This is a genomic window from Citrobacter sp. CK189 (genome assembly GCF_030333505.1).
Classification (GTDB): domain Bacteria; phylum Pseudomonadota; class Gammaproteobacteria; order Enterobacterales; family Enterobacteriaceae; genus Citrobacter_B; species Citrobacter_B koseri.
This window is the reverse complement of sequence record NZ_JAOWFV010000035.1, coordinates 377,924-391,843: the sequence shown is the minus strand read 5'-3', so window position 1 is coordinate 391,843 and position 13,920 is coordinate 377,924. Positions and strand designations below refer to the sequence as shown.

The following is a 13,920-nucleotide window of genomic DNA, read 5'->3' as shown; positions in this document are numbered from 1 at the left end:
CTTACAGTTAACCTGTTGTCGCCTGCTGTAGATTGACAGATAATAGGCGGCTTTTTTATTTCAGGCCGAAAAATGACTGATTACCTGCTGCTCTTTGTCGGAACTGTACTGGTCAATAACTTTGTACTGGTCAAGTTTCTGGGTCTCTGCCCGTTTATGGGGGTTTCCAAAAAGCTGGAAACCGCAATGGGTATGGGGCTCGCCACCACGTTTGTGATGACGCTGGCGTCTATCTGCGCCTGGCTGATTGACACCTGGATTTTGATTCCGCTCGATCTCATCTACCTGCGGACGCTGGCGTTTATTCTGGTCATCGCGGTGGTAGTGCAATTTACTGAGATGGTGGTGCGTAAAACCAGTCCGGCATTGTACCGCCTGCTGGGGATCTTCCTGCCGCTCATCACCACCAACTGCGCGGTGCTTGGCGTGGCGCTGTTGAACATTAACCTCGGTCATAATTTTTTGCAGTCGGCGTTGTACGGTTTCTCCGCCGCCGTCGGCTTCTCTCTGGTGATGGTGCTGTTCGCGGCGATTCGCGAGCGCCTCGCCGTGGCAGACGTCCCTGCCCCTTTTCGCGGTAACGCGATTGCGCTGATTACCGCAGGTTTAATGTCTCTGGCCTTTATGGGCTTTAGTGGTTTGGTGAAGTTGTAATGAATGCTATCTGGATTGCCGTAGTCGCCGTGAGCCTGCTGGGCCTGGCATTCGGCGCCATCCTGGGGTACGCCTCCCGCCGGTTTGCCGTGGAAGACGATCCCGTTGTCGAAAAAATCGACGAAATTTTACCGCAGAGCCAGTGTGGGCAGTGCGGCTATCCTGGCTGCCGCCCTTATGCTGAAGCCATCGGTAGTCAGGGTGAAAAAATTAACCGCTGTGCGCCGGGCGGCGAAGCGGTGATGTTGAAAATCGCAACGTTACTGAACGTCGATCCGCAACCTATCGACGGTGATGAACAAGAAGTTGCGCCAGTGCGTATGCTGGCGGTCATCGATGAAAACAATTGCATCGGCTGCACTAAATGTATTCAGGCATGCCCGGTGGATGCCATTGTGGGCGCCACGCGCGCGATGCATACGGTCATGAGCGATCTCTGCACCGGCTGTAACCTGTGCGTTGACCCGTGCCCGACGCAATGCATTGAATTACGCCCGGTAGCGGAAACACCTGACAGTTGGAAGTGGGATTTGAACACCATCCCCGTTCGTATCATTCCCGTGGAACAACATGCTTAAGTTATTCTCTGCATTCAGAAAAGATAAAATCTGGGATTTCGATGGCGGCATTCATCCGCCGGAAATGAAAACCCAGTCAAACGGTACGCCTCTGCGACAGGTTCCACTGGCGCCGCGCTTTATCATTCCTCTTAAGCAGCATATTGGCGCTGAGGGCGAGCTGTGCGTTAACGTTGGCAATCGCGTCCTGCGAGGCCAGCCGCTGACCCGTGGTCGCGGCCGCATGCTGCCCGTCCATGCGCCGACGTCCGGGAAGGTTATCGCGATTGCCCCCCACTCTACCGCGCACCCGTCGGCCCTGGCTGAGCTTAGCGTGATGATTGATGCCGATGGCGAAGATCGCTGGATCGAACGCGACGGCTGGGCGGATTATCAGCGCCGCAGCCGCGAAGAGCTAATTACCCGAATTCACCAGTTCGGCGTTGCCGGGCTCGGCGGCGCGGGGTTCCCGACCGGCGTCAAATTACAGGGCGGCGGCGATAAGATTGAAACGCTGATCATCAACGCGGCGGAGTGTGAACCCTATATCACCGCTGATGACCGCTTAATGCAGGATTGCGCCGCGCAGGTGGTGGAAGGCATCCGTATCCTTGCCCATATTCTGCAACCGCGTGAGGTCCTGATAGGTATCGAAGATAACAAGCCGCAGGCCATTTCAATGCTGCGTGCCGTTCTGGCCGATGCGCATGATATCGCGTTACGCGTTATCCCAACGAAATACCCTTCCGGCGGCGCAAAACAACTTACCCAGATCCTGACCGGGAAACAGGTTCCGCACGGTGGTCGCTCTTCTGATATCGGCGTGCTGATGCAAAACGTTGGTACGGCTTATGCCGTCAAACGCGCAGTGATTGACGGGGAACCGATCACCGAGCGCGTTGTGACCTTGACCGGAGAGTCCGTCAGCCGTCCCGGTAACGTCTGGGCCAGGCTGGGGACGCCTGTCAGCCACCTGCTTAATGATGCGGGCTTCTGTTCTTCAGCCGATCAAATGGTGATTATGGGCGGCCCGCTGATGGGCTTTACCCTGCCCTGGCTTGATGTTCCCGTCGTGAAGATCACTAACTGCCTTCTCGCGCCTTCCGCTACGGAAATGGGCGAAACGCCGGAAGAGCAAGGTTGTATCCGCTGTAGCGCCTGTGCCGATGCCTGTCCCGCCGATTTGTTGCCCCAACAGTTGTACTGGTTCAGCAAAGGCCAACAGCACGATAAAGCCACCGCGCATAACATTGCCGACTGCATTGAGTGCGGCGCTTGCGCCTGGGTATGCCCCAGCAGCATTCCGCTTGTGCAGTATTTCCGTCAGGAAAAAGCGGAGATTTACGCGATCGCGCAAGAAGAAAAACGCGCGGCTGAAGCGAAAGCGCGTTTTGAGGCCAGACAGGCGCGACTGGAGCGTGAGAAAGCCGCACGCCTTGAGCGCCATAAAAATGCGGCCGCACAACCTGCGGCAAAAGATCAGGATGCCATCGCCGCAGCGCTGGCGCGCGTAAAAGAGAAACAGGCACAGGCGACTCAGCCTGTTGTCATCAACGCGGGAGAGAAGCCGGATAACAGCGCGGTTATTGCTGCCCGTGAAGCGCGTAAAGCGCAGGCGCGCGCCAGACAGACGGAGAACGCCGCTGCGGAACCCGCCGAGCCGGTCGACCCGCGCAAAGCCGCCGTCGAAGCGGCAATTGCCCGCGCCAAAGCACGCAAGCAGGAACAGCAGGCCGCTGCGGAACCCGCCGAGCCGGTCGACCCGCGCAAAGCCGCTGTCGAAGCGGCAATCGCCCGCGCCAAAGCGCGCAAGCAGGAACAGCAGGCCGCTGCGGAACCCGCCGAGCCGGTCGACCCGCGTAAAGCTGCCGTCGAAGCGGCAATCGCCCGCGCCAAAGCGCGTAAGCAGGAACAGCAGGCCGCTGCGGAACCCGCCGAACCGGTCGACCCGCGCAAAGCCGCTGTCGAAGCAGCAATTGCCCGCGCCAAAGCGCGTAAGCAGGAACAGCAGGCCGCTGCGGAACCCGCCGAACCGGTAGATCCGCGTAAAGCCGCCGTCGCAGCGGCGATTGCCCGCGTTCAGGCAAAAAAAGCAGCACAGCAGCAGGTTGTTAACGAGGAATAAATGGTATTCAGAATCGCAAGCTCGCCTTATACCCATAACCAGCGCCAGACATCGCGTATCATGATGCTGGTGTTAATCGCCGCGCTGCCGGGGATTGCCACCCAGCTATGGTTTTTCGGTTGGGGCACATTGTTCCAGATTATACTGGCCGCAGTCAGCGCGCTGGCCGCAGAAGCCGCCGTGCTTCAACTGCGTAAACAGCCGATCGCCGCTATCTTAAAAGACAATTCAGCATTGCTGACCGGTTTACTGCTCGCTGTGAGCATACCGCCTCTCGCCCCGTGGTGGATGGTGGTATTGGGCACCGTATTTGCCGTCATTATCGCCAAGCAGCTTTACGGCGGTCTGGGGCAAAACCCATTCAACCCAGCGATGATTGGTTATGTCGTTCTGTTGATTTCATTCCCGGTACAGATGACAAGCTGGCTCCCGCCGCATGACATCGCCGCAACGGCGCCAGGCCTTCTGGATGCGTTGCAGGTCATCTTCACCGGACACACCGCCAGCGGTGGCGACATGAATACGTTACGCATGGGCATTGACGGCATCAGCCAGGCTACGCCGCTCGATACGTTCAAAACCTCGTTACATGCCGGGCACGCTGTTGAACAGATTATGCAGTACCCCATCTACAGCGGCATGCTGGCCGGTGCTGGCTGGCAGTGGGTAAACATCGCCTGGCTTATTGGCGGCGTGTGGCTGCTCTGGCAAAAAGCGATCCGCTGGCACATTCCGGTCAGCTTTTTAGTGACGCTGGCTGTCTGCTCCACTCTGGGATGGGCATTCGCCGGGGATTCACTGGCGTCTCCGCAGTTGCATCTGCTCTCTGGCGCGACAATGCTGGGCGCGTTCTTTATTCTGACCGATCCTGTCACCGCCTCGACAACCAATCGTGGTCGTCTGATTTTTGGCGCGCTGGCGGGTTTGTTAGTGTGGTTGATTCGCAGTTTCGGGGGATACCCGGACGGTGTGGCGTTCGCCGTACTGTTGGCGAATATCACGGTGCCTTTGATTGATTACTACACCCGACCTCGCGTCTACGGGCATCGCTAAGGACACCCCATGCTGAAAACGATTCGTAAACACGGTATCACGCTGGCGCTGTTTGCCGCAGGCTCGACGGGACTGACGGCGGCCATTAACCTGGTCACTAAATCGACGATTGCCGAGCAAGCGGTTCTCCAGCAAAAAGCGTTATTTGATCAGGTTCTGCCTGCCGATCGCTACAATAATACCTTGCAGGACAGCTGCTTTCTGGTGAATGCTCCGGCGCTGGGCAAAGGTGCGCACCGCATCTATATCGCCCGTCAGGACGATAAGCCCGTCGCCGCCATTCTTGAAGCCACGGCGCCGGACGGCTATTCTGGCGCCATACAGCTCCTGGTTGGCGCTGATTTCAGCGGCACGGTGCTGGGTACACGCGTGACAGAACATCATGAGACGCCTGGCCTGGGCGATAAAATTGAGCTGCGCTTATCCGACTGGATCACCCACTTCAGCGGGAAGACCATCGGCGCTGAGAACGATGCTCACTGGGCAGTGAAAAAAGACGGCGGTGATTTTGACCAGTTTACCGGCGCAACCATTACCCCCCGGGCAGTGGTCAACGCGGTGAAGCGTGCGGGCCTGTACGCGCAGACCTTACCGGCGCAACTTCCTCAACTTACCGCCTGTGGAGAATAAACCATGAGCGAAATTAAAGACGTTATCGTTCAGGGCTTGTGGAAAAACAACTCAGCGCTTGTACAGCTGCTTGGCATGTGCCCGCTACTGGCTGTGACCTCCACCGCCACGAATGCATTAGGCCTCGGCCTCGCCACCACGCTGGTGTTGACGCTGACCAACCTGACAATTTCCGCCCTGCGCCGCTGGACGCCAGCGGAAATCCGCATCCCAATCTACGTAATGATCATCGCGTCCGTGGTCAGTGCAGTACAGATGCTGATCAACGCTTATGCCTTCGGTTTGTATCAGTCGCTGGGGATCTTCATTCCGCTGATTGTGACCAACTGCATCGTTGTGGGGCGCGCAGAGGCTTTTGCCGCGAAAAAAGGCCCGGCGCTGTCCGCGCTGGACGGTTTCTCCATTGGCATGGGAGCGACCGGTGCCATGTTTGTCCTCGGCTCCATGCGTGAAATCATCGGCAATGGCACGTTGTTTGATGGCGCTGACGGTCTGCTGGGCGACTGGGCGAAAGTGCTGCGCGTGGAGATTTTTCATACCGACTCGCCTTTCCTGCTGGCGATGCTGCCGCCCGGCGCTTTTATTGGTCTGGGGCTGATGCTGGCCGTGAAGTACCTTATTGACGAGAAAATGAAAAAACGCCGCGCCGAAGCCGTTGCCGCTGAGCTTCCGTCAGGTGAAACAGGGAATGTGTAATGAACAAAACAAAACGACTGGAAATATTAACGCGCCTGCGTGACAACAATCCGCACCCCACAACGGAGTTAAATTTCACCTCGCCGTTTGAGTTACTCATCGCCGTATTGCTGTCAGCACAGGCCACGGACGTCAGCGTGAATAAAGCGACCGCAAAGCTTTATCCCGTCGCCAATACCCCGGCGGCCATGCTGGAGCTTGGCGTCGAGGGCGTAAAGTCGTATATCAAGACTATCGGCCTGTTCAACAGCAAAGCGGAGAATGTGATTAAGACCTGCCGGATGTTGCTTGAACTGCACAATGGCGAGGTTCCAGAGGATCGGGCGGCTCTGGAAGCGCTGCCCGGCGTCGGGCGTAAAACAGCCAACGTGGTGCTCAATACCGCATTTGGCTGGCCAACTATCGCCGTCGATACGCATATTTTCCGCGTCTGTAACCGGACACAGTTCGCCCCCGGTAAAAATGTCGAGCAGGTGGAAGAAAAACTGCTCAAGGTCGTTCCAGCGGAATTTAAAGTCGATTGCCACCACTGGTTAATTCTGCATGGCCGCTACACCTGCATTGCCCGTAAACCACGCTGCGGCTCCTGCATTATTGAAGATCTTTGCGAATACAAAGAGAAAGTCGATATCTGATGCGCCAGGGGCGACGCCGTACGCCCCGACGTATAACAATTTGTTATCCACTTCGGTTCACCTGTTTACCCGACTATGATACCGGCCTACTTCGCTTTCTTAATGCAATGTTCTTTTGATTTAACACTTCACCAGGTTAATCGTTTTTTTAGAAACTGAAATTTCTATCTATACGTGATCCAGATCACATTGATAACTTCGTGTAAAATTTTTTATCAAATACGGTTAAAATTACAACCAGATGACCTGATGATGCCTTTTCAATACAAAACATTACACTGGCTATTTTTAAGATAATGGCCTATATCACTACTTTAAACCTCAAATAGCAGAACATATCGCCATCATCCGCTTTTTCGCCCCTCCCTGTAGTGTAAAAAACTGCCATTTTACAAATGAAGAAATTTAACGCTACATAACATTTCTCAGTCCCGATGATTCCACCATGCAAGATATATGTAACAGAGTATTACAAACCCCTTGTATGGAAGGGAAAGATAGTGAACATTACTTGCCGTTTCCCCTCCCACTATAACAATCGGACGGATGAACTTGACTCATCACGCGCCAGAACACCCCCGTTAATATGGGATGTAAAAAAAGAGGTAAAAGTGTCTACTGCAAACAATAAACCAACTGAAAGCGTCAGTTTGAACGCTTTCAAACAACCGAAATCGTTCTATCTCATTTTCTCTATTGAGTTATGGGAGCGTTTTGGTTATTACGGCCTGCAAGGAATTATGGCCGTCTACCTGGTTAAACAACTGGGTATGTCAGAAGCGGATTCCATCACCCTTTTCTCTTCCTTTAGCGCCCTGGTGTATGGTCTGGTCGCCATTGGCGGCTGGTTAGGGGATAAAGTTCTGGGCACCAAACGCGTCATTCTGCTGGGTGCTATCGTACTGGCGATTGGTTATGGCCTGGTCGCCTGGTCCGGTCATGATGTTGCGATCGTCTATATGGGGATGGCGACCATTGCCGTAGGTAACGGTCTGTTCAAAGCGAACCCGTCTTCTCTGCTGTCGACCTGCTATGCCAAAGATGACCCGCGTCTGGACGGTGCATTCACCATGTACTACATGTCCATCAACATCGGTTCCTTCTTCTCTATGCTGGCGACGCCGTGGCTTGCCGCAAAATTCGGCTGGAGTGTGGCGTTTGCCCTGAGCTTCGTCGGTATGCTCATCACGGTGGTTAACTTCCTGTTCTGCCGCAGTTGGGTTAAAGATTACGGCTCAAAACCAGACTTCGAAGCGGTACATTTCGGTAAATTGCTGGCGACTATCGCAGGCGTTATCGTGCTGATCGCTATCGCGACCTGGCTGCTGCACAACCAGGGCATTGCACGTATGGTTCTGGGCGTGATCGCTCTGGGTATCGTGATTATCTTTGGTAAAGAAGCGTTCGCGATGCAGGGCGCGGCACGTCGTAAAATGATCGTCGCATTCATCCTGATGCTGGAAGCGATTATCTTCTTTGTGCTGTACAGCCAGATGCCGACGTCACTGAACTTCTTCGCAATCCGTAACGTTGAACACACAATCCTCGGTATCGCGGTTGAACCGGAGCAGTATCAGGCGCTGAACCCGTTCTGGATCATCATTGGCAGCCCGATTCTGGCGGCCATCTATAACAAGATGGGTGATACGCTGCCGATGCCGACCAAATTCGCTATCGGTATGGTTCTGTGCTCTGGCGCGTTCCTCGTTCTGCCGCTGGGCGCGAAATTCGCTACAGATGCAGGCATTGTGTCTGTTAACTGGCTCATCCTCAGCTACGGTCTGCAAAGTATCGGTGAACTGATGATCTCCGGCCTGGGTCTGGCAATGGTTGCCCAACTGGTTCCACAGCGTCTGATGGGCTTCATCATGGGTAGCTGGTTCCTGACTACGGCGGGCGCCAACCTGATTGGTGGCTACGTGGCTGGCATGATGGCGGTGCCGGAAAACGTTACTGACCCGCTGATGTCTCTGGAAGTCTACGGTCGCGTATTCCTGCAAATCGGTGTCGCCACTGCGGTTATCGCCGCGCTGATGCTCATCACCGCGCCGAAACTGAATCGCATGACTCAGGATGATGAAGAAAACGCGAAGGCCGCCAAAACCGCTACCGCGTAATTTTCAGGGAAACTGATATTCAGGCCGCTAACGTGCGTTAGCGGCTTTTTTTTTGCCTGATGCCGCACTACCATACGTTAAACCTCAGCAAAAAGGAGTTACCGATGAAACTGTTCTACAAACCGGGCGCCTGTTCTCTTGCTTCTCACATCACCCTGCGGGAAAGCGGTATTGACTTCACGCTGGATGGCGTTGATCTGGCGAAAAAGCGTCTGGAAAACGGCGATGATTATTTCGCGGTAAACCCAAAAGGACAGGTTCCGGCTCTGCTGCTGGACGATGGCACCTTACTGACCGAAGGCGTTGCGATTATGCAATATCTGGCAGATAGCGTGCCCGATCGTCAGCTGTTGGCACCGACAGGCACCATCTCCCGCTACAAGACGCTGGAATGGCTCAACTATATTGCCACGGAGCTGCACAAAGGTTTTACGCCACTCTTCCGCCCGGATACGCCAGAGGAATATAAACCGATTGTCCGTACGCAGCTGGAGAAAAAATTGCGCTACGTGAATGACGCGCTCCAGGAAGGCCAGTGTCTTTGCGGCCAGCGTTTCACGATCGCAGATGCCTACCTTTTTACCGTGTTGCGTTGGGCGAAAGCGGTGAAGCTGAATATGGAAGGATTAAGCCATATCGACGTTTATATGGCGCGGGTCGCTGAACGCCCCTGCGTGGCGGCGGCGCTGAAGGCGGAAGGTTTGAACTAATGGTTGTTGCGCCGGATGGCGGCTACGCCTTATCCGGCCTGTAAAACAACCCGTAGGCCCGGTAAGCGTTAGCACCACCGGGCGCTTCGGTAAAACTCACAGCTGCGTCGCGCTGAAATAGTGTTCAGGTTTAGCAATGCGATCCTGCGCGGCCACCACCTGCAACTCGTATTCCTGCATATTTTTCGTGGCGATCATAATTTCATATACTGCCGCAGTAACGTGTTCAAGCGCTTGCTGCAACGTTGCGCCCTGCAACAGTTTTACCAGCAACAAACCGCTGGTCACATCCCCGACACCCACCGGCTGACGCATCCCGAAATCAACAAGCGGACGGCTAATATGCCAGGCTTCATCCGCCGTCACCAGCAACATCTCAAAGCGGTCGGGGCTGTATCCTGCCCGGGCGAGATGTTTAACCAGCACGACTTGCGGCCCTTCAGCAATCAGCTCCCTGGCAGCCAGTACAGCTTCATTAACATTATTGACCGCATGTTCACAGAGAATTTCCAGCTCCACCAGATTGGGCGCGATAATGTCGCTGGCCGGGAGCGCATGGCGAACGTGGAACTCAGCGACGCCAGGCGCCACGATGCACCCTTTTTCAGGATGACCCATAACCGGATCGCAGAAATATTTCGCCTGTGGATTCGCCGCTTTTACTTTACGGACAATCCCCAGAATATGCTCACCCTGCTCTGCGGAACCCAGATAGCCGCTAAGAACCGCATCGCACGTCTGAAGTTTATCAATATCCGCAATACCCTGAACAATTTCAGTCAAATGTTCGGGCGGCATAACACACCCTGCCCACTTGCCATACTGCGTGTGGTTAGAAAACTGAACGGTATTCAGCGGCCAGACATTTGCGCCAAGACGGCGCATCGGAAATTCAGCAGCACTGTTGCCCGCATGGCCGAACACAACATGCGACTGGATGGCGAGGATATTCTTCATGTTTACCATAACCCTAAAATAATAAAGGGGCGTGGTTTCCCACGCCCCTGCTGACTTTTTATTATTTCCAGCAAATCAGACAGTAATTCTTTTTACCACGGCGCAACAGCGTGTAGCGCCCGAATAAAATGTCGCTGTCCTGGAAGAAATATTCCGGGTCTGACTGTTTTTCACCGTTGATGGTCACCGCATTAGAGGCGATGGTTTTACGTGCCTGACCACGAGACGGTTGCAGTTCGGAATCCACCAGCGCCTGCATCAGATCGGCGCCTTTTTCCATCTCGATCATCGGCACGCCATCCTGAGCCAGTTGTTCGAAATCGGCTTCGCTGAGATCGCTCAGATTACCGTTGAACAGGCTTTCAGTGATACGTTTCGCCGCAACCAGACCATCTTCGCCATGCACCAGGCGCGTGACCTGCTCTGCCAGCACATACTGGGCACGCGGCGCTTTACCGCTGTGCTTATCTTCTTCTTCCAGCGCATTGATCTCGGCAATGTCCATGAAGGTGAAGAATTTCAGGAAGCGGTACACGTCAGCATCTGCGGTGTTGATCCAGAACTGGTAGAACTTGTACGGACTGGTCTTTTTCGGGTCCAGCCATACCGCGCCGCCTTCGGTTTTACCAAACTTGGTGCCATCTGCTTTGGTGATCAGCGGTACGGTCAGGCCGAACACCTGGTTCTGATGCAGACGACGGGTTAGATCGATACCGGAGGTGATGTTGCCCCACTGGTCAGAGCCGCCAATTTGCAGCGTAACGCCGTGCAGTTTATTCAGGCAGGCAAAGTCATAACCCTGTAACAGGTTATAGGAGAACTCGGTAAAGGAGATGCCCTGATCGTCACGGTTCAGACGTTGCTTCACCGCTTCTTTGTTGATCATCTGATTGACGGAGAAGTGCTTGCCGATGTCGCGCAGGAAGGTCAGCACATTCATGCCGCCAAACCAGTCGTAGTTATTCGCGGCAATGGCGGAATTGTCACCACAGTCAAAATCGAGGAACGGTGCAACCTGCTTGCGGATTTTATCCACCCACTCCTGCACAGTCTCTTCGGTGTTCAGTTTACGCTCAGCGGCTTTAAAGCTCGGGTCGCCAATCAGACCGGTCGCGCCACCTACCAGCGCAACAGGCTTGTGACCTGCCTGCTGGAAGCGTTTCAGGCATAACAATGGAACAAGATGCCCCAAATGCAAGCTGTCAGCGGTAGGGTCGAAGCCGCAATAGAGCGCGATCGGGCCTTGCGCCAGTCGCTCTGCTAACGCTTCCTCGTCCGTTACCTGGGCCACCAGCCCCCGCTCTTGCAATTGTTTAATCAAGTTACTGCTTGCCATCAAAATCTCCATGTATAAAACGACTGCACCTTTGCCGGTACACGACTTTTCGCCAGACGCGAAAGGTATATAGAATAAAGCGCTGACGCACGCAGCGCTAGCGCTTAACACAACAAATTTCGGGGTTTAAGGAGCAAGCCGGTCAATTTTCCACGCGTTGTTTTCGCGCTGGTATAAAAAGCGGTCGTGTAAACGGTGTTCGCCGCCCTGCCAGAACTCCATCTGTTCAATATTGACGCGGAATCCGCCCCAGAAGCTGGGCAACGGGACTTCCCCTTGCTGGAACTTCTGCTTCAGCTCAAGAAACTTGCTTTCCAGAATGCCGCGCGCAGAGATTCGGCTGGATTGTTTAGACACCCAGGCGCCAATCTGGCTGTCGCGCGGGCGGCTGTGGAAGTATTTCACCACTTCAAGCGTGGAAAGGCGTTCCGCTTTGCCAGTCACCATCACCTGCCGCTCCAGCATATGCCACGGGAACAACAGACTGATGCGCGGATTATTTTCGAGGTGATGCGCCTTACGGCTGCCCAGGTTGGTGTAAAACACCATCCCTTTTTCATCGTAATGTTTAAGCAGCACAATGCGTTGATAAGGCTGGCCGTTTTCATCGACGGTGGCGACCACCATCGCGGTCGGGTCCGCCAGTCTGGCATCACATGCCTGACCCAGCCAGCGTTCGAAAAGGGTTAACGGTTCAGCGGGAAGATCGTGGCGACGCAGGCCGCCTCTGGTGTATTCACGGCGCAGATGCGCGATTTGCTGCAATTCGTCGTTATCAGACATGGTGTTCGCTACGGATTGTCAGTGGGTGGCGCTATTGTGCGCCGCCCAGGTGAAAATCTCAACGCTTCGGGTTTTGTAACTGGCAGTTATTCAGCACAATTCTGTCGCGTTTATAGACCGTTGCGCCATCGCCTTTTGACCAAAAGACGTAGATGCCGTCCGTGTAACGTGCTCCCGACGCAGACATGCCCTGTTTGAGGTTCAGCAGTTTATTGTCGTAAACAAAATTCACCTCTTGCCGGGTATTGTTCATTTTTACGGTAAGCGGTTTTTCATCACACTGATATTCCAGCGTGTCCGTTTGCATACGCTCAAGCAATTGGTTGTAGACGCTACAACCGCTCAGGAGCACAGGCAGACATACAATGAGCAGTTTTTTCATAGACATATCCCGAAGACTTTCCTGGTCCGAAGGGCAAATACGCCCTTCCTAACCCTTTCAGTTTAACGGCAGACAGGCCCGGAAAAATTCAGTTAACTCTGAGTTCGTGGGTTCGCCGGGAAAATGGCCCCCAGAATGCTGGATTCTGTGGCCCCCGTCACCGAAGGGAGGTTCCCCGGCAACCCGGCGAGCGTGCGCCACGCCAGCCAGGCAAACGCCAGCGCTTCCATATCATCGCCACTGATCCCGGCTTCATCCGTGCTGGTAACTTCCGTACCCGGCAGCAACCCGGCCAGACGCGCCATCAGCAAAGGGTTACGACTCCCGCCGCCGCACACCATCAGCCGCTCGCAGCCGCCGCTTAACAGAACCTGTTCAGAAATTGTCACTGCGGTCAGCTCAGCCAGCGTTGCCTGAATATCGCGGGGAGCGAGGCCAGGAAAGGCCGAAAGGTGGCGTTCTATCCAGCCATAGTTGAAATACTCACGCCCGGTGCTTTTCGGCGCGGGCGCTGAAAAATAGGGATCGCTCAACATATTTTGCAGCAGCGGAATTATCACTTTCCCTTCACTGGCCCATTGCGCGTCTTTATCATAAGGTTTACCGCACTGCCGCCAGATCCAGGCATCCATGAGCATATTGCCTGGCCCGGTATCGTACCCTCTTACCGGTTGACCCGGTATGAGCAAAGACAGGTTGGCGATACCGCCAATGTTCAGCACCATCCGACGCTCTGTCGGGTGCGCCAGCAGCGCCTGGTGGAACGCGGGAACCAGCGGCGCGCCTTGCCCGCCCAGCGCAATATCGCGACGACGAAAATCACCGACAACCGTTATCCCGGTTCGCGCGACAATTTGGTTGTTATCACCGATTTGTAAGGTATGCGGCGCAGCGCCGGTAGGTTCATGCCAGACCGTCTGACCATGACAGCCGATGGCGACAATATCCCGCGGCCGCAGTTTTTCCTGCGCCAGCAGCGCGTTCACCGCGTCGGCAAAAAGCTGCCCAAGCTGCGTATCCAACTGGCCAAACTGGGAAAGCGTGAGTTGTTGCCCCTGGCAAATATCCAGAATGGCTTGTTTAAGATGAACGGGGATGGGCCAGGTCAGGCTCGCCTGCTGTGCGACCATCGTTTCATCAATTGCCGCCAGCACAACATCGACGCCATCAAGGCTGGTTCCAGACATAACGCCGATAAAACGGCCCGATTTCATACATCTTCCTTTTAGCGTGTTAAGCATGATTTTAGCGTTACCACTCAACCACAAAGTTTCCGCTAATACCA

At 54.7% G+C, this 13,920-nt stretch carries 14 protein-coding genes; 9 read left to right on the top strand and 5 right to left on the bottom strand.

Annotation, left to right across the window (positions count from 1 at the left end; all coding sequences use genetic code 11):
* Window positions 1–72 precede the first annotated feature (72 nt).
* From rsxA to gstA, 9 genes are all read left to right on the top strand, one after another.
* On the top strand, window positions 73–654 hold the full coding sequence (rsxA, locus tag OGV83_RS06240) for an electron transport complex subunit RsxA (RefSeq protein WP_005121199.1): 582 nt from the start codon (window positions 73–75) through the stop codon (window positions 652–654).
* Window positions 654–1,232 carry an electron transport complex subunit RsxB gene (rsxB, locus tag OGV83_RS06235; protein WP_012132512.1) on the top strand — a complete coding sequence of 193 codons (579 nt, stop codon included), beginning with the start codon at window positions 654–656 and terminating at the stop codon, window positions 1,230–1,232. Before rsxA ends, rsxB begins: the two co-directional genes overlap by 1 nt.
* Complete coding sequence (rsxC, locus tag OGV83_RS06230) at window positions 1,225–3,336, top strand: electron transport complex subunit RsxC (protein WP_286463283.1); 2,112 nt, start codon at window positions 1,225–1,227, stop codon at window positions 3,334–3,336. Before rsxB ends, rsxC begins: the two co-directional genes overlap by 8 nt.
* Window positions 3,337–4,389: an electron transport complex subunit RsxD gene (gene rsxD, locus OGV83_RS06225; RefSeq protein WP_012132514.1), complete on the top strand. Its 1,053-nt coding sequence runs from the start codon at window positions 3,337–3,339 to the stop codon at window positions 4,387–4,389. It abuts the gene before it with no gap.
* Between the two features lie 9 nt (window positions 4,390–4,398).
* On the top strand, window positions 4,399–5,019 hold the full coding sequence (rsxG, locus tag OGV83_RS06220; protein ID WP_047457242.1) for an electron transport complex subunit RsxG: 621 nt from the start codon (window positions 4,399–4,401) through the stop codon (window positions 5,017–5,019).
* Window positions 5,020–5,022: 3 nt separating this feature from the next.
* Window positions 5,023–5,715, top strand: a complete 693-nt coding sequence (locus OGV83_RS06215; protein ID WP_012132516.1) for an electron transport complex subunit E — start codon at window positions 5,023–5,025, stop codon at window positions 5,713–5,715.
* Window positions 5,715–6,350, top strand: coding sequence for an endonuclease III (gene nth, locus OGV83_RS06210; RefSeq protein ID WP_049008478.1), 636 nt, complete (start codon window positions 5,715–5,717; stop codon window positions 6,348–6,350). Before OGV83_RS06215 ends, nth begins: the two co-directional genes overlap by 1 nt.
* Before the next feature lie 611 nt (window positions 6,351–6,961).
* Window positions 6,962–8,467, top strand: coding sequence for a dipeptide/tripeptide permease DtpA (gene dtpA, locus OGV83_RS06205; RefSeq protein ID WP_047457245.1), 1,506 nt, complete (start codon window positions 6,962–6,964; stop codon window positions 8,465–8,467).
* A gap of 104 nt (window positions 8,468–8,571) precedes the next feature.
* The gene (gstA, locus tag OGV83_RS06200) at window positions 8,572–9,177 is read left to right on the top strand and encodes a glutathione transferase GstA (protein WP_114848522.1); all 606 of its coding nucleotides are present in this window, start codon (window positions 8,572–8,574) and stop codon (window positions 9,175–9,177) included.
* A gap of 96 nt (window positions 9,178–9,273) precedes the next feature.
* Here gstA and pdxY read toward each other — a convergent pair whose 3' ends face one another.
* The 5 genes from pdxY to anmK form a co-directional block, all read right to left on the bottom strand.
* Complete coding sequence (pdxY, locus tag OGV83_RS06195; protein WP_114848523.1) at window positions 9,274–10,134, bottom strand: pyridoxal kinase PdxY; 861 nt, start codon at window positions 10,132–10,134, stop codon at window positions 9,274–9,276.
* A 61-nt stretch (window positions 10,135–10,195) separates the two neighbouring features.
* The gene (gene tyrS / locus OGV83_RS06190) at window positions 10,196–11,470 is read right to left on the bottom strand and encodes a tyrosine--tRNA ligase (protein ID WP_114848524.1); all 1,275 of its coding nucleotides are present in this window, start codon (window positions 11,468–11,470) and stop codon (window positions 10,196–10,198) included.
* A 126-nt stretch (window positions 11,471–11,596) separates the two neighbouring features.
* Complete coding sequence (gene pdxH / locus OGV83_RS06185) at window positions 11,597–12,253, bottom strand: pyridoxamine 5'-phosphate oxidase (RefSeq protein ID WP_049011113.1); 657 nt, start codon at window positions 12,251–12,253, stop codon at window positions 11,597–11,599.
* A 58-nt stretch (window positions 12,254–12,311) separates the two neighbouring features.
* Window positions 12,312–12,641, bottom strand: a complete 330-nt coding sequence (gene mliC, locus OGV83_RS06180) for a C-type lysozyme inhibitor (protein ID WP_012132523.1) — start codon at window positions 12,639–12,641, stop codon at window positions 12,312–12,314.
* Window positions 12,642–12,727: 86 nt separating this feature from the next.
* Complete coding sequence (anmK, locus tag OGV83_RS06175; protein ID WP_024130367.1) at window positions 12,728–13,849, bottom strand: anhydro-N-acetylmuramic acid kinase; 1,122 nt, start codon at window positions 13,847–13,849, stop codon at window positions 12,728–12,730.
* Window positions 13,850–13,920: the final 71 nt, after the last annotated feature.